The sequence below is a fragment of the uncultured Nostoc sp. genome (assembly GCF_937863485.1).
Taxonomy (GTDB): domain Bacteria; phylum Cyanobacteriota; class Cyanobacteriia; order Cyanobacteriales; family Nostocaceae; genus Nostoc.
Genome location: NZ_CALMFY010000093.1, coordinates 1 through 16835 on the forward strand (window position 1 = coordinate 1; position 16835 = coordinate 16835).

11 protein-coding genes and 1 pseudogene are annotated in these 16835 nt (G+C 43.7%); 9 read left to right on the plus strand and 3 right to left on the minus strand.

Features of this window, described 5'->3' with window-relative positions; translation table 11 throughout:
* The first annotated feature begins 488 nt into the window (after nt 1–488).
* The 8 genes from Q0541_RS12335 (at nt 489) to Q0541_RS12370 (ending at nt 11205) form a co-directional block, all read left to right on the plus strand.
* The gene (locus tag Q0541_RS12335; protein ID WP_298910469.1) at nt 489–725 is read left to right on the plus strand and encodes a hypothetical protein; all 237 of its coding nucleotides are present in this window, start codon (nt 489–491) and stop codon (nt 723–725) included.
* 170 nt (nt 726–895) lie between these two features.
* Complete coding sequence (locus tag Q0541_RS12340) at nt 896–2674, plus strand: ATP-binding protein (RefSeq protein ID WP_298910472.1); 1779 nt, start codon at nt 896–898, stop codon at nt 2672–2674.
* A gap of 535 nt (nt 2675–3209) precedes the next feature.
* Nucleotides 3210–3440 carry a NifU family protein gene (locus tag Q0541_RS12345; protein WP_012408256.1) on the plus strand — a complete coding sequence of 77 codons (231 nt, stop codon included), beginning with the start codon at nt 3210–3212 and terminating at the stop codon, nt 3438–3440.
* Nucleotides 3441–3518: 78 nt separating this feature from the next.
* Entirely contained in the window at nt 3519–5753 is a 2235-nt protein-coding gene (locus Q0541_RS12350; protein WP_298910487.1) for a glycoside hydrolase, read from the plus strand.
* Between the two features lie 431 nt (nt 5754–6184).
* Nucleotides 6185–7243 (plus strand): serine/threonine-protein kinase, encoded by a 1059-nt coding sequence (locus Q0541_RS12355; protein ID WP_298910491.1) that lies wholly within the window; start codon nt 6185–6187, stop codon nt 7241–7243.
* A 444-nt stretch (nt 7244–7687) separates the two neighbouring features.
* Nucleotides 7688–9721 carry a serine/threonine-protein kinase gene (locus Q0541_RS12360; protein WP_298910494.1) on the plus strand — a complete coding sequence of 678 codons (2034 nt, stop codon included), beginning with the start codon at nt 7688–7690 and terminating at the stop codon, nt 9719–9721.
* A gap of 877 nt (nt 9722–10598) precedes the next feature.
* Entirely contained in the window at nt 10599–10898 is a 300-nt protein-coding gene (locus Q0541_RS12365; protein WP_298910500.1) for a WGxxGxxG family protein, read from the plus strand.
* Between the two features lie 115 nt (nt 10899–11013).
* On the plus strand, nt 11014–11205 hold the full coding sequence (locus Q0541_RS12370) for a hypothetical protein (RefSeq protein ID WP_273764970.1): 192 nt from the start codon (nt 11014–11016) through the stop codon (nt 11203–11205).
* Nucleotides 11206–11285: 80 nt separating this feature from the next.
* Here the strand turns inward: Q0541_RS12370 and Q0541_RS12375 are convergent, their stop codons facing one another.
* From Q0541_RS12375 to Q0541_RS12385, 3 genes are all read right to left on the minus strand, one after another.
* Nucleotides 11286–13892, minus strand: a complete 2607-nt coding sequence (locus Q0541_RS12375; protein WP_298910509.1) for a chloride channel protein — start codon at nt 13890–13892, stop codon at nt 11286–11288.
* 195 nt (nt 13893–14087) lie between these two features.
* Nucleotides 14088–15401 carry a TldD/PmbA family protein gene (locus tag Q0541_RS12380; protein WP_298910511.1) on the minus strand — a complete coding sequence of 438 codons (1314 nt, stop codon included), beginning with the start codon at nt 15399–15401 and terminating at the stop codon, nt 14088–14090.
* A gap of 267 nt (nt 15402–15668) precedes the next feature.
* A complete protein-coding gene (locus Q0541_RS12385) occupies nt 15669–16529 on the minus strand; it encodes a Tab2/Atab2 family RNA-binding protein (protein ID WP_298910513.1) in 861 nt (286 codons plus the stop codon).
* Nucleotides 16530–16570: 41 nt separating this feature from the next.
* On the opposite strand from Q0541_RS12385, the pseudogene Q0541_RS12390 reads away from it, so the two are divergent.
* A pseudogene (locus Q0541_RS12390) lies at nt 16571–16835 on the plus strand (hypothetical protein); the annotation flags it as partial.

The window sequence follows — 16835 nt, forward strand, 5'->3', positions numbered from 1 at the left end:
CTTGTCCTGAGCGTAGCCGTAAAGCCTGCGGCATAGCTACGCCCTAAGCGCCAGCCTCTCCTTGGCGCAGCCTCTCGTAGAGAAGAGTTGTATGCCCCTCTGCCTCCCCTCTTCACCCCATCTTTAAGTTTCGATCTAAATAGGTGGACTTTTAAGAATATTATGAAAGTCTATTTGTCACTGCTAGTAATCATCAGCTAGGAGCGTACAATAAATGTAAATAAGTACATGTAGGGATCATGTAGGGATCGTGGGTAATTACCACCCGTAATTGCCCGGAATCACTGATTTCTCGGCAAAATTTCTAGAGCCATTGTCTAGTCAGTTATATGAAAAATGCGATTTGAAAGTTAAAGCTGTTACTTTGGTGCTATTCCAGGGAACTATGTAACTGTCCCCTTGAAGATTTTTCAGCGAATTAGCCCAAATGATGAATATAACTACTTTACAAAGCTTTAGACAAAACCAATTCAGAGTATATCAAATCTATGAATATGCAAGAGAAAACTACCAAAGCGGAAAACACACGAGCCGATAAGGTAGAAATTGCTGTCCGCCTAGACTCCGAGTTACTAGAGCAAATTCAGCATCTCACCAATGACCCAAGTAAAGTCATTGAGGTGGCGATTCGCCAGTGGTTACGGGGTGAAATCCTTAGGGATGACGAACTGACGCGCACGCCTGTGCGTACCCCTGTTCCTCCTCGGGGTGAATGGAACGATTGACATGATCAATCAGCTGTCAATCCAAGTTAAAAAAATGAAGTTTGCCAATCTAGATTTCAAAACACCAAGAAATACCCAATAAAACGAAAAAGCTGTAAAAATTTTTGCATAAATTTGAGCAGCTTTAGTAAAATTACGGTCGGATACCCTTTGTCTATCCAACTCAATTAATGACTATTACTGCCAATTCCCAATTGCCGAATGTATTTTCCCAAAATCTGGAATCTATCACCAGTAAGACTGATGGCTCATTACCAACTCTAGGAGCCGAGTTGGTGTATACGCAAGATGGGGCAGGGCGCTATCTGACCTTTTGTTGGCAGCAGAGCGAACTTCTGGGGTTAAATACTGAAAAAGTAGTTGACGATCTGAACCAGTCCCAAACCTTTGCCCCAATGGATAAGGTTACTTATTTGGAACGATTGCACCGAATTTTGACAAGTTTGATGCCAGAAAGGTTTCAGTGTTGGTTTAGCTACCACCAGAAATTATTTGAATTAGACTTAGTGATTAGTCCGATTATGCCGAGTTTGGGAACGGCCGCCACTACAGTTTTAGTGATGGGACGGTTAGTGCAAGCGACACTAAACAAAAAACAAGTGCGTGTGGCATCAAAAACACCCACACAAATAGAGTTGGCTTTACGTTCACAGCAACACCAAAAATTGGTAAATCGGATTACCAGAAATATTCGCCGGACATTGGATTTCGATATTATTTGGCAGCAAACAGTTGACAGTTTGGGGAAAGCACTGCGGCTAGAGCGCTGCATTATTTGTCGTCCTTACCAGCCTTGTAGCTTAAAAGTGAAAGTGATGGCTGAGTATCATCAGCCAGAACTCACCTCAATCATACTAGGCTCAGAAGAAATAGATATAGCTTCTGAGCCTGCCTTTGCTCAGGCTTTGACAACCCTAGAACCGGTTGTGATGGAAGTGCCTGGATACACAAAGTCTGGGCGGCAGAACACTTTGGTGATTGCGACTTGCTATCAAGACCAAGCCAATGGATTGGTTGCCTTGACTTGGCAGGATGAATGTTACACACTAACAGAATCGGAATTAGAACTGGCAAAAGAAGCAGCAGATCAATTGGGAACTGCGATCGCACACGCTACTTTATATAAAGAATTAGAAGCAGCGCGTCAAAAAGCCGAAGAAGCTTCCCGCCTCAAAAGCGAGTTTCTGGCTAATGTATCCCATGAAATTCGTACCCCCCTCAACGGGATGATCGGCTTTTTGAAGCTGATTTTAGAAGGGATGGCAGATGACCCAGAAGAACAAAACCAATTTTTGGCAGAAGCTCATCACTTATCGATACATCTGCTGAATATCATCAACGACATTTTGGACATTGCCAAAATTGAAGCGGGCAAAATGGACCTAGTTTACGCTCCAGTCAAGCTAGATGAGCTATTCAGTGATGTAGAAAGTTTCATGCGTCCCCAAGCAGAAATGAGAAACCTCAGCTTCCGGATGCAAATGCCTGCTACTTCCGATGAAATCATTGTCCTAAGCAACTACCAACGATTGCTACAAGTTATGCTCAATTTGCTAGGTAACGCCATCAAATTTACCCATGAAGGTGGTGTCACTGTCAGTGCCGATTTAGTACTCAAAAAAGCGAAGCCGAACTTTCAAGGTCAGGAATTTCCTGGCATGGTGAGAGTCCGTGTCGCAGATACTGGCATCGGTGTTTCTTTGGACAAACAAGATAAACTGTTTCAATTATTCTCTCAGGTGGATGGCTCCCGCACTCGCCAGTACGGCGGTACAGGTTTAGGACTGGCAATATCCCAGAAGCTAGTGGAGGCAATGGGCGGTGAGGTCCATTTTTATAGTCTGGGCGAAGGACTTGGTTCAACAGTGACATTTACAGTGCCACTATATCAACAGCCAGTCATGGTTTCATCTAGTGATAGCGACTCAACATACAGTGCTGAGTGCTGAGTTAAGAGTTAGGAGTTAGGAATACTTGGCAATACTGGGTTTTAAGTTTTAAACATTATTATTTAATAACAAAATTGGGGATTAGAGATTGGAAAGAATTCCGTCCATAGTCCACAAAAAAATTGTATAATTATAGGCTGGGTTGAGGAAAAAAACACAACAAACGCCTAAATGTTGGCTTTGGCTTTGCTCTACTCAATTTACGAAAAATAGTATTTTTGACCCCTTTTTACGGTGACGTATAGTTAAGAGCATTAAATCCTGCGTTCGTCGGACTGCAAAGCAGAATCTAAAGGCTAGAGTAAAGTAAGTAGGCTCACAGCAATGTAATTACTGTCTTCTTTATCAGACGCCCTCTCTACGCAGCCTCAACTCTTAGAGAGGCTGCGCCAACGAGTCCGCCTAGAGAGTGTCATTAGTAATTACGAATTACGAATTGTTAATGCCCAATGACGCCACTTGCCTCAACCGGGGGAACCCTGGCAACGCAGTGGCTCTTCCCAATGCCCATCATTAACTTAGCAGGTCTAAAACTATGGAACTCACAATTGACAACGTTGAAACAGTCTTAGATGAAATGCGCCCTTATCTGATGTCTGATGGCGGCAACGTGGAACTCGTAGAACTCGATGGGCCTGTTGTAAAACTGCGGTTGCAAGGTGCTTGTGGTTCTTGCCCCAGTTCTGCAATGACTCTGAGAATGGGTATTGAGCGCCGCCTCAAGGAAATGATTCCCGAAATTGCAGAAATTGAGCAAGTGGTGTAAAAGTTAGGAGTTAGGAGTTAGGAGTTATGAGTTTTGAATCAACTCCTAACTCCTCATTCTTAACTCCTAACTATTTTTATGTCCCATCCTCTTTACATCGCTTTTATCTGGCATCAACATCAGCCGCTGTACAAATCTCCTGGCAGCGGCGTTTCGCTATCTTCGAGTCAGCAGTACCGTCTACCTTGGGTACGTTTGCATGGGACTAAAGATTATTTGGATTTGGTATTGCTTTTAGAGCGGTATCCTAAGTTACACCAAACGGTGAATTTAGTTCCATCGCTGATATTGCAACTTGAAGATTATATTGCTGGTACTGCTTTTGACCCTTACCTTACAGCCAGCTTGACACCAGATGAACAACTCAAGCAGCAACAGCGGGAATTCATTATCCAACACTTTTTCGATGCCAATCACCACACCCTGATTGACCCCCATCCCCGTTATGCCGAGTTGTACCAGCAAAGGCAGGAGAAGGGGCAAGCTTGGTGTTTGGCAAATTGGGAATTGCCAGATTATGGTGATTTGCTAGCTTGGCACAATTTGGCTTGGATCGATCCGCTGTTTTGGGATGACCCGGAAATTGCTGCTTGGTTAAAACAGGGACGGAATTTTACTTTAAGCGATCGCCAGCGCATTTATTCCAAACAGCGAGAAATCCTCAGCCGCATTATCCCTCAACATCGGAAAATGCAGTCGATGGGGCAGCTAGAAGTTACCACCACGCCTTACACTCACCCGATTTTGCCCTTGCTAGCTGATACCAACTCTGGTCGGGTAGCTGTGCCCAATATGATATTGCCTGAGCAGCGATTTCAGTGGGCAGAAGATATTCCCCGCCATTTGCGGAAAGCTTGGAACTTCTATAAAGAACGCTTTGGACAGATACCTCGTGGTTTGTGGCCTTCGGAACAGTCAGTAAGTCCACAGATACTTCCAGACATTATTAACCAAGGATTTAAGTGGATATGCTCAGATGAAGCCGTCTTAGGATGGACGCTAAAAAACCTTTTTCATCGGGATGGGGCGGGGAATGTGCAGCAACCAGAACTGTTGTACCAACCGTATCGCCTGCAAACCGCAGAGGGCGATTTGTCAATTGTGTTTCGTGACCACAGATTATCAGATTTGATTGGTTTTACCTACAGTGCGATGCCAGCAAAACAGGCAGCAGCAGACTTAGTGGGACATTTGCAAGCGATCGCTAAAATGCAAAGGGATAGTCAAAGTGAACAACCTTGGCTAGTTACCATCGCTTTGGATGGGGAAAATTGCTGGGAATTTTATCCCCAAGACGGCAAACCCTTCCTTGAAGCTTTGTATCAAAGTTTGAGCGATGAACCCCACCTCAAACTCGTCACTGTCTCTGAATTTTTGGAAGAATTTCCAGCCACAGCCACTATTCCCGGAGGGCAACTACATAGCGGTTCTTGGGTGGATGGTAGCTTCACCACTTGGATCGGCGATCCTGCCAAAAATCGTGCTTGGGATTACTTGACAGAAGCCAGGAAGCTGTTAGCAAGTCATCCTGAAGCAACGGAAGAAAACAACCCAGAAGCGTGGGAAGCATTATATGCCGCAGAGGGTTCTGACTGGTTTTGGTGGTTTGGTGCAGGACACTCTTCAAATCAAGATGCCATCTTTGACCAGTTATTTCGAGAACATCTGTTTGGCATTTACAAGGCATTAAATGAACCTGTACCGCCCTATCTCAAGCAACCAGTGGAAATCCACGAAGCACAGACAAATCATACCCCACAAGGGTTTATTCATCCCGTCATCGATGGTAAGGGTGATGAACAAGATTGGGACAAAGCTGGACGCATAGAAATCGGTGGGGCACGGGGGACGATGCACAATAGCAGTGTCATCCAGCGACTTTGGTATGGGGTGGATCACCTCAATTTTTATTTGCGGCTGGACTTTAAAAGTGGCGCTGCACCAGGGCAGGATTTGCCAACAGAGTTGAATCTACTGTGGTTTTATCCAGAAAAAACAATGGTCAACAGCCCAGTTCCCTTGGCAGATTTACCAGATGCAGCCCCACTTAATTACCTTTTCCACCATCTTTTGGAAATTAACTTGCTGACACAATCGATTCAGTTTCGGGAAGCTGGAGACAATTGTCAATGGCATCCCCGTTTCAGCCGCGCTCAAGTAGCAATAAATAGTTGTTTAGAGTTGGCAGTGCCGTGGGCAGACTTGCAAGTTCCGCCAGATTATCCGTTGCGCCTGATTTTGGTGCTTGCGGATGAAGGGCATTTTTCCAACTACTTACCAGAAAATGCTTTGATTCCCATTGAGGTGCCTTAGAACTCACTACCCTTGGTGTCACAAAATACTTATACCAATTCTTTGTGAAACTGCACAAAATCAGGCTTGGTAAGACTTGGGGCAAAATCCCCTTGTTCTATGTAACCTCACAGGTAATCAGTATTAGTCTAATGGGTAGGTAAATTTAGCTACTATCTCCATTAACAAGACTTGGAGCTTAACAAGGGGATTTTGCCCCTTGTTAAAGGTCGGCATTGCGCCCCTACAGTCGATTCATGTGTTGCTAAGATTTTTGAAAAACGTATTTAATTCTTTCTTGTCAATCCGTAAGTTCTACAAAAATTTATTTTTGCTTTTTGAATTTTTAACAGAAAAGTAATGATGATTTAGCAAAGATGCAGTAATTTTACTGTTGCCAAAGAATATTTGTCGTAAAATTAGAGACATCTCAAAGTAAATATTCTATACTAATGAATCGCTTTTATCAGAAAATAACGAATTCTCTAGAGAGCATTTCACAGCAAACTCAACTTGGTCAGATGTGTGGTTCCAAGAAGCTATTTCGCGATCGCTATGAAATATTGCAAATTTTGGGTAGAGGTGGTTTTGGTATTACCTTTTTAGCCAAAAATACCATATTACCTGGGAAGCCCCTGTGTGTTATTAAACAGCTTTGTCCGAAAGTGACTAATCCGCAAAGTTGGCAAAGAGCATGTATGCGCTTTGAAAAAGAAGCAAGAACTTTGGGTCAACTCGGTAGTCATTCGCAAATTCCCATGTTATTAGACTACTTTCAGGCGAATGGAGAGTTTTTTTTAATTCAAGAATACGTACCGGGTTTGACTTTGGCACGAGAAGTGCGGCAAACTGGGCCCAAAGGTGAAACCTCAGTTAAACATTTTTTACAAGAATTATTACCAGTATTACAGTATCTTCATCAACATTGTGTAATTCATCGGGATATTAAGCCCCAAAATTTATTGCGATGTGAGGATGATGGGCGCGTAGTGCTGATTGATTTTGGTGCGGTGAAAGAGCAATTAGTTGACGTTTGTGAAAACTCAATCAATCAAGCTGTAAACACCAATTTTATTGGGACGAGGGGATTTGCACCACCAGAACAGTTTTCTCTACATCCAGTTTATGCCAGTGATATTTATGCACTGGGTATAACTTGTATTTATATGTTGACTGCTAAAAATCCTTTAGAATTTGAGTACGACGCGAATTCTGGTGAGATATGCTGGCAAAAAGAGGTAAATATTAGCGACAGTTTCGCTCATATTTTAGGAAAAATGGTGAAAGTTACGTTAAATGATCGGTTTAAGACTGCCAATGAAGTGATGAAAGCTTTAAGTAATAAAAGCTATTTGCCTACTTTGGCTAACTGTCTAACTACCCAAAAATCAAATAATAAAAGTATTACACAATACGAAAATTCATCCGAAACTCCTGATCCTGATGTATACATACCACCTGCTGCCAGAACTGCTAGTGCTATTCGGAAATGGAGAGCAAAGCTCAAGTAAACAAGGTGAGAGAATTAAGTTGAAGCTTTATTTGGCTAAGGTATCAAATGAATAATTAGTTATAGGCGATTTAAAATATTAAAAACAAATATAGTAAGCATTTTGACTAGATTTCATAGTCAGTAATGGTTAATTAATCAGGGTTTAACTTAATACTTAGTCACTTGCCGCTTGCCAATATACAAGCAAAATTACTAGGGCTAATATTTCAGAAAAAATTTCTATTCAGATTATTATATAATCGAAAGAATAATTAATCCTATGACTCTCGTAGTTTTCCACAGATAAGGAAGACTGACTACTATTTACAAACGCTAACGATATAAGTAATTCCCCAATCCCCAGACAGGGTTTTCTACCACAAGTAAGCGAGAGTCAATTTTCTTAAGGGAAAGTTAGGGGCAAACTTAGCCTAAGTTGTCATGCAGTCGCGCCTGTCAGATCATGATCTGCTGCTTAAATCCCGATTGCCCAAATCCCCTGAATCCCAATGGAAAGAAGTTTTGCCAAAGTTGTAGCACCCCATTGGTGTCACTTTTAAGAAATCGCTTCCGTGTCATCCGAGTCCTTTCAGATGAGGGGGGATTTGGCAGAACCTATCTATCAGAAGACGTAGATAAACTCAATGAACGCTGTGTTATCAAGCAATTAGCTCCAAAATTCCAAGGAACTTGGTCGCAAAAAAAGGCGATGGAGTTGTTTGCAGAAGAAGCGCAGCGACTACAAGACCTTGGGGAACATCCTCAAATTCCGACTTTGCTAGCTTACTTTGAGCAAGATGGCTGCCTATATTTAGTCCAGCAGTTTATCAATGGGGAGAATTTGTTAAAGGAGTTGCAACAGCGCAAGGCGTATAAAGCTAGTGAAATTCAATCTATTTTGCTAGATTTACTGCCCATCCTCAAATTTATCCACGATCGCAAAGTCATTCATCGGGATATCAAGCCAGAAAATATTATCCGCCATAAAAGTGATGGGCGATTAAGTCTGATTGATTTTGGTTCGTCAAAGCAATTCACGGCGAGAGTTCAGCAGAAATCTGGCACATCCATTGGTTCGCATGGTTATTCTCCCCTAGAACAGATTAGAGATGGTAAAGCTTTTCCCGCCAGTGACTTATTCGGTTTAGGGGCTACCTGCTTTCATCTGCTAACGGGAAATTCCCCCTTTCAGTTGTGGATGGAATCTGGGTACGCCTGGGTGAGTAATTGGCGGCAATATTTGCGGAGTCCATTAAATCCAGAGTTGGATTTTGTGATCGACAAGCTTTTGAAAAAAGACATCCAGCAACGTTACCAGTCAGCCGATGAAGTCCTCAGAGACTTGACTCCAAAACAACTACTTGCACTACCACCAGCCGGGAAATCCTCTGGAAAAATACCACCAACTAAGGCCCCATATTTACCAAAAAGTTATCCCTTACTGAGAATTTTAATTTTGGTAAGTGCTTTGATTCTGTTATTCGGATTCCAAAAATCTTGGTATAAACATTTTCGCCAGATTCAGACTAGTTTGGTTTCTAGGCTTCAGCACAATAGCCCTGGCAAAGATGAAGCGCTTTTAGGTCAACCGCCAAAGATTACCTTGGCAAAGGTTTCCTTAGTTAACACCCTCCAAGGACATGGAAACTCGGTTTTATCTGTCGCCATCAGCCCCGATGGCAAAACCATTGCCAGCAGTGGCGGCGATCGCACCATCAAACTTTGGAATCTAGCAACCGGAAAAGCAATCTCTTTACTCAACGGGCATTCTCAGCAGGTAAATGTCGTAGTCATCAGCCCAGATGGCAAAACTCTGGTTAGTGGTAGTGATGATAGCACCATCAAAATTTGGAATTTGACAACACGAAAGCAAATTCGCACTTTGCAGGGGCATTCTGACTCAGTTCATGCCCTAGCCATCAGTGCTGATAGCGAGACTCTAGTTACTGGCAGTGATGACAACACCATCAAAATCTGGGATTTGGCAACAGGAGAGCAAATTCGGACACTGGCAGGGCATACATTTTGGGTGCGGTCAGTAGCCATCGGCCCCGATGGTGTGATTCTTGCCAGTGGTAGTTTTGACAAAACTATCAAAATCTGGAATCTAACAAAGGGATACCCAATCCGCACACTAGAAGGAAATTCTCAAACAGTAACAACCGTAGCAATTAGCCCAGATGGGAGAACTTTAGCCAGCGCTAGCCGCGACCGCACCATCAAACTTTGGAATCTACCTACGGGAAAAGAAATTCGCACACTGGCGGGACATGGCAACACTGTCACATCCGTAGCCTTCAGTGCCGATGGTAAAATTCTTGCTAGTGGTAGCCGCGATCGCACCATCAAACTCTGGAATCCAGCCACAGGAGAGGAAATTCTCACATTGGCAGGGCACACCAACACTGTGACATCCGTCGCCTTCAGTCCTGATGGCAAGACCCTTGTCAGTGGTAGTGAGGACAATACTATTAAAATTTGGCGGTTGTCTCAGTGAGGAGGAATCATCCTGAATGTAGTCAAAAAAAGGTTTGGGATCTGAGCAGCCAAGGCAGAAAGCGTGGTTAGTAGGTAATCTCTAATTTGGGTGCACTCGAAGGGAGCATAGTCTTATTGCAAAGCAGAAAACTTTCTATACAAAAGTTTTGAATTCATCAGGACTTACGCAAAATCATGATAAAACGAACCGCAAAGGACGCAAAGGACACATAGACGCAGCAGCGGCTTCCCGCAGGGTAGGAATAAGAGTTTCAGAGAGTTCTTGCGTAAGTCCTGTTCATGAGTAATTTTGATAAATTAAACCTTTTAGATTTTCTTAAATCCACGTGAGTTCGACAAACCTCTCCCTGCCTTGAACTAAAGTTCAAATCTGTGCCTCTGGAACTCCCAGAGGCAGAGGTTTTGCCTAGTAAAACCTCTGAGAGGTCTTTTATTCGACATAAAGCGATAGTTTTAAATAACCTAAATTATCAGAAGATAGTCAATCTGTATTTACCGAGTTCATCTGGATTCCAATATTTTAATTATTAAGCCCACCCCTGACCAAAATCACTGGAATTTTAAACCAGAGGCGATCGCTGCGGAAATATTGCTTTCACTTATCGGCATCTGTCATCCCTGAAGACGTAATTTTTAGTTTTAAAAAGAAATATTTTCCCTTCTGGAATCGAGCTAGCTTTAGTGCGATCGCTAACTACACTATTGCCTAATTTGTCATGTATCGGAATCTATATGTATACCAAAATGCTTATTTGGCTGATCACAAATGCAACTTTAAGCAGATTTATATTTGCAGCTAAAGATTGATGCTAGCGCTGTCAGAATATAATAAACTTTAATTATTATTAAGAGCAATTTAACTGAGGAATGTGATCGTGAAACACTTTAATGTCTCTAAAATTCTGGGAAGTAGTGTTCTAGCTTTAAGTTTGGCTACGTTGCCCACAGTTCTACCTGCTTCTGCTCAGACAACAACCACTCCTGATGCTAGTGTTACAAATACTACCACAGATCGCACTGTTACTGACGGAAATCATCGGGATGGTGATTGGGGTTTACTGGGCTTGCTCGGTTTATTTGGTTTATTTGGTCGCAAGAGCCGCAGAGGCGATGATATTGTAGGTAATGGTGACTCTAATGTGGTAGGCTCCTCTGGCTCCCGTTCTAACTTTTAATAAGAAGTTGCATTGTAATTTTGCGTAAGTTCTAAAGATAATTATGGGTAAAGCCTGCATTGGCAGGCTTTGTTTGTGTGTTTACATTTTTTTGTATACATATAATTAGTAAAAAATGGAAGATTCCGTATTTATTATATTTCTTGCCTTTGGGTGTATTTGGATTTTGATGGGAGTTGTAGGTTGGATTGCTTTTTTAAAATCTGAGGGTGAAGAAATTAAGTTTGGGAAGTGGGGACTTATAGTTGCTATTCCAATCCTAATACCAATAATTGTTGCTTTGATTATTGGTATATTTTATCATTAGGGACTTCCAGTAGGGGCACAAGGCCAAGATCCCCTACAAATGTGCAAATAATTTTGGATAATTTATTTTTTGTCAGTTCCTTAACTGTTAATTGCACCCCTAACCAAAATCACTGTACTTTCTACACCAGAGGCGATCGCTTCTGGAATATTACCTTGAATCGCCTGCTGCAACAATCCCTCCTGCGAAGCTCCCAAAACTACAACATCGTAACCTTCGGTTTTCACTAGGTTAATCACACCTTCGGCTACTGAATTAGCTTGGACTGGGAAAGCAACTACAGTACTGGATAATTGGCAACGACGCATCAAATGGCGGATGGATTTTTCAAAAACTGACATATCTGGCTTGTGTTCAGATGGCTTAAACACTTGTGTCAGGCGAATTTGCGGTTTACTTCCCAATGTAATTAAAGCCGGTAGCAATTTAATCGCTAGCGGGGAATTGGGGCCACCAGCCATCGGGACTAGCCAGCGATTGAAGGAGGGCTGAGAATGAAGTGTTGATTGCACTGTAGTGCCTAATTTTACTAAAACTACTTCGCAGGTGGCTTGGCGAATTACGCTATCTACAACGCTGCCAAAAATCCGACCAGGGGTAGATGTGCTACCTTTCCATCCCATTAAAATTAGGTCGATGTGTTGTTCGTTGATTGTCTCCAAAATTGCCTGCGCGACATCGTGAGTAACTCGAATCTGCGTGTGCAGGGGAATTTGCCATTTTTTTGCTAAGACTTCCGCCTGTCGTAGCAAGCGGCGACTTTTTGCCGTTCTTACCTGTGTTTCCGATGGGGAACTGTGGCGCGACACCAGCATTACTTGCACACACTCTATTTCATAATGGCGATCGCGGGCAATAGCTGCTGCCATTTGTAATAAAATAGCCGCTGTTTCGGGATTAGCTACTGGCACTAATAATTTACCAGTGCCGGTACTGGGCGATCGCGTTTGGTAAACTATATAAGAAGGTTCTGGTCGCAGTTTAAAAGTCCCGTTTTTACAATTGAGATGATCTGCTTGTGCCCGAATAATATCTGCACGCGTAATAATCCCAATTAGTTTTCGTCCGTCCACCACTGGTAAGCGACTGATTTGATAGCGATCGAGTAAATACAGCACATTCCCCAAGGTGTGGATTGGTGTTACTGTCATCGGCACAGGGGTCATTATTTCTTTTAGGAAAATATCATTGGCTAAGTTGCGTTCGCGGATTTTCAGCAAATCTGTTTGCGTCACCATCCCTACTAACTTGCTATCTTCTACCACGGGGAAACCGCGATGATGGGAACGGGCAAAGGACTGCATTGCTTCTTCCAAGCTCATCTGTGCATCTAGAGTTTCCACCCGTTTTTGCATTACATCTTTTGCAGTTAACTTGGTTAATGCCCCTTCCATAGCAACTTCTTTAGCGAGAGTGATCCCCTTTAACTCCAAAAGTTTCTCATAAAGCGAACCAGGCACTACCTTATCCGCAACCAGATAAGCTGCTACACAAACAATCATCAAAGGTAGCACTAGATTGAAATCTGTAGTCATCTCGAACACAATCACAATTGCTGTGATTGGCACTTTGGAAACGGCGCTAAAAAATCCACCCATACCCGCTAACGCGTAAGTAGTAGGAGAACCGACTCCGGTGATATATAACTCAGATACACCGATGATGTGTCCTAAACAAGAACCCAAAATCAGACTGGGAGCGAATAATCCCCCCGGCGCTCCTGAACCAAATGCTACCAGTGTGAGAATGAACTGGGCCCCAAAGGCGATCGCGGCTACGGTAGGATGGGAACCTTCAGTAATTAAGGACTCCCGTAATCCCGTATTATCACGAAAAGATGCCGGGAGCATTGCCACGATCACACCAGAGGTAAATCCAGCTAAAGCTACCCGCAGTGGTAAGCTAATATGCAATTTTCTATAGAATTTAATACTAAATATTAAGCCGCGATTAAACAATGCACCCAACAACCCTGCCAAAATACCCAATAGCAGGAAAAAGGGAATTTCTGGGATCGAGAATTGGCTGGAAGATTGCGTCAATTCCAGATTAAGGTCAAGAGAGCCACCACCTAAAAGTCGGGATATCACCCCACCAATAAAGGAGGCGATAATCGCAGTTCCCAGAGTCAATCCTGATAAATCCTGGAGTAACTCTTCAACGATAAACAATACACCTGCGATCGGGGCATTGAAAGCAGCTGCCAAACCTGCACCCGCACCTGCTGCAATCATTTGCCGCCGATGATCAGGGGAAGTGGGAACCCAGCGACTCATCCCTGCTGCCAAACCTGCCCCGACGTGGACGGTGGGGCCTTGCCGTCCCAGAGTCATGCCCGAACCTATGGCGATCATGGCACTAAGTAACTTCACACCTGCTACCCGCCAGGATAATGTCACAGGCACATTGGCTAGAGTTGCTTTGACTTGCGGAATACCGCTACCAGAAGCCTCTGGTGCCAACCTTTCCACCAACCATCCAGCTACAAACCCCAGGACAAGACCAATTGCCGGTAGTGCTAGCCATGCCGGCAACAGGTGGGTACTATGGACTCGCCATGTCCCCAGCAATCCTGATCCCACTTTCAGGAACACCGCAGATAGGGCAGCAACCAGACCGATCACACAAGCTTCGGCGATCGCTAAACCTCTTCTAGGCTGCCACCAGGTGCGAAAGCGGTGATTCATACCAATTTTGGATTTTAGATTTTGGATTTTGGATTACAAGTCTCTTAATCCCCTGATTTTTAAGCAAGAAAAGGGAGGATAAAGCCTTAACCCAAGTGTATTGGACTACACAAGTACTGTCTTCAATTACGAATTACGTAGCTTGCTTCTCGCCTCTGGCGAGTATTACGTTAACGTAGCGTCATTACGAATTATTTAATTGCTTCTCCCCGTAGTGGATAGCCCTTCTACTATCAGAGATGGAGTATAACAAGAACCATTCCAATCAGCATCGTTGCCCAGTGCAACCAATTGCTTCAGGGCTGTGTAGACATTACCTGCAACCATCGTATCTTTAACGCGCCCAATTATTTGACCATTTTGCACGCGGTAGCCTAAATCAACGTTGATTGAAAAATCTCCAGAAATACTGCCGCCACCACCCAGCATTTGATCCACAATCAAGCCATCATCTAGTTGTTGAATTAAATCTGGTAGTGATGCCGAACCTGGCTGGATGAGAAAATTAAATAAACCAGGAGTGGGATAGCTACCTAAACCAGGGCGAAAACCATTTCCAGTGGTGTCAGTACCCAGTTGGACTCCGCTGGTGCGATCGCCATAGAAACGCTGCAAAGTCCCGTTTTGAATAAAAACTAAAGATTGAGTCGGAGTGCCTTCATCATCGAAAGGACAACTGTAAGGGCCCGCTTCCGGGTCTTGGTAGAGGGTGAGGCTGGGTGCAACTACTTGCTTCCCCAAACGTTCTGCCCAAGGCGAAGCTACTTCTAAAACTCGCTTACCATTCAAAGCTTCTTGCACAGTACTCCAAAGCATATCGGCGGCTTTAGAAGTGAATAAAACCGGGACGCGACCAGTAGGAGGTGAGACATTTTCTCTGGCCCAAATTAACCTTTGTAAAATTTGATTAGCTAATCTCTCAGAGTGGAGTTCGCCCCGCTTGGTTTCACCATCGGAAACACTTAAAAAATCATCGCCACGCACCCATTCTGCTGATATATAGCAGCTGAGAGTAGTGTCAGTGTAGTGACAATCTAAACCTTTGGTATTGATTAGTCTAGTGCTTTCAACATCACATTCCCAGTCACCATTGCATACAACATCGGCATTGGCATCACGGATGAGTGCGATCGCTTCTTTGCCCCAGTCTACCAAAATCTCTATCGGCACACTTTCCCCTATATCTGGGTAGGAGGGTTGAAAGTTAGAGCCTAATTCTACTGTTTCTGGTTGATTTAGTTGACTCAGTGCCAGAGCTTTTTCCACCATTACCTCGGCGAGGACAGAACCGTAAGCCACCGTAAGCCCCGGACGCCCGTTTCGCCAAAGCCGCAATGCTGTGCCTTCAGATTGATTGGTTTCTAGCTGTTTGAGTCGGTTTGCCTCAAAAAACACTGGACGAGAAAGCGATCGCGACTGATACACCTCAGCAGCTTCGGCTCCAGATTTTATCGCTAGTTCCAGCAACTGTTCGGCTAGTGTATCTTGTGACAAATTTTCAGAACCCATGACCTTTAGTGCATTGTGGATTTTGAACCGCATATCAACGCTGTCTCAAGAAAAGTGCGATGTCTACGACGGGCTACGCCTACGCACTTTTTGCTGATGGACGCAGATAACTATCAAAAAATCATCAGCGTGTCTTTGCAGTTGCGATTTGGAACCGCAGATCAACGCTGATGGACGCAGTTAATTATCCCAAATCATCGCCATGTCTTGACGGATCTTAGCGATCGCTATTTTCAGTCATTAGTTATTCCTCCCCAATGTCCATTTTCAGAGGTTAATCTCTTGCAACAGCCAAAAACCAGCAAAAGATTCTGCTTTGGGATCAGACTGGACACCGAGAAAATGCACCCCGTTAGCTTTTTGCTTGGCTTGTTCAAAACCTTTGGCTTCTGCTAAGATTTGAGGTTTTTTGATATTTGCCACAATCCAGCTTTCAGTTACACCAGTTTCTAAAAGCAATCTCGCCTCTTCGCTGCTGTCAAATCTTAAGAAAGCCAACTCCAAACCAGACATCCAGCCTGCCAAAGGCAACGCTCTAGATGAGAAAATCAAAATACCAGGAATACGGGCTTCGGGTGAAACTTGCGCCAACTCTAGGGGGAAAGCTTCACCAAAGCCAATTTCCCACTCTGGCATATCTGCAAAATCCGCAGCATCTAAGGTAACAAATACCCACTGCTGTCCTTCCAAAGCATCTGGTAAACGTTGCGGCAAAGGTTTTTCTAAACGGACTGAGGGATTAGTCCCCCCTTGATACCCTGATTCTTGAGGATACACTTCCTCCATCCGCTGTTCTAACCATTGGTTGAGAACCAAAGTGCGGCGGCTAGGCTGGGCGGGAATGCCCAAGTCTTGGCAAGCTTTAGTAATCATGTTGTTCATTTGGCGGCGGAAAAAGCGGATTTTAATTGGTGCTTTTCCAGCTTGGTTAATAGCCTCCTGTAATGCTGTCCGCAACCAGCCCGAATTTACCTGGGTACTGGGACAATATTGAGCATAGCGAAACAAAGAATCTGCTTTTGTGCTGATATCCAAGGGGCTTTCGCAGACTAAGACTTCCCAAATTTTTTTCTGATTAGCGTCCAATATCGGACGGGAGTAAAAATCGATTTCCCAAATACTGCCCATGTTTTGCGGTAAAAATCTGGCTGTTATGTTTTCCTGATATTTTGATCATACGAGTGTTAGGGCAGCATTGGGCATTAGTCATTGGGAATGCAGATTTTGAGTATCTGAGGTGGATTTATGAGTATCTGAGGTGGTTTAATGAGTATCTGAGGTGGATGAATGAGTCTCTGAGGTGGATGAACGAGTCTTTGAGGTGGATGAACGAGTCTTTGAGGTGGATTAAAGAGTATTTGAGGTGGATGAAAGGAGTTCTGAGGTGGATGAAAGGAGTTCTTAGGTGGATGAAAGATACTCTGAAGTTGATGA

What these genes read in the sequence shown, in the direction of transcription:
- Q0541_RS12335 (WP_298910469.1), top strand. Translation starts at nt 489, where the DNA reads ATGAATATGCAAGAGAAAACTACCAAAGCGGAAAACACACGAGCCGAT.
- Q0541_RS12355 (WP_298910491.1), top strand. Translation starts at nt 6,185, where the DNA reads ATGAATCGCTTTTATCAGAAAATAACGAATTCTCTAGAGAGCATTTCA.
- Q0541_RS12360 (WP_298910494.1), top strand. Translation starts at nt 7,688, where the DNA reads ATGATCTGCTGCTTAAATCCCGATTGCCCAAATCCCCTGAATCCCAAT.
- Q0541_RS12350 (WP_298910487.1), top strand. Translation starts at nt 3,519, where the DNA reads ATGTCCCATCCTCTTTACATCGCTTTTATCTGGCATCAACATCAGCCG.
- Q0541_RS12385 (WP_298910513.1), bottom strand. Translation starts at nt 16,529, where the DNA reads ATGGGCAGTATTTGGGAAATCGATTTTTACTCCCGTCCGATATTGGAC.
- Q0541_RS12345 (WP_012408256.1), top strand. Translation starts at nt 3,210, where the DNA reads ATGGAACTCACAATTGACAACGTTGAAACAGTCTTAGATGAAATGCGC.
- Q0541_RS12375 (WP_298910509.1), bottom strand. Translation starts at nt 13,892, where the DNA reads ATGAATCACCGCTTTCGCACCTGGTGGCAGCCTAGAAGAGGTTTAGCG.
- Q0541_RS12380 (WP_298910511.1), bottom strand. Translation starts at nt 15,401, where the DNA reads ATGGGTTCTGAAAATTTGTCACAAGATACACTAGCCGAACAGTTGCTG.
- Q0541_RS12370 (WP_273764970.1), top strand. Translation starts at nt 11,014, where the DNA reads ATGGAAGATTCCGTATTTATTATATTTCTTGCCTTTGGGTGTATTTGG.
- Q0541_RS12340 (WP_298910472.1), top strand. Translation starts at nt 896, where the DNA reads ATGACTATTACTGCCAATTCCCAATTGCCGAATGTATTTTCCCAAAAT.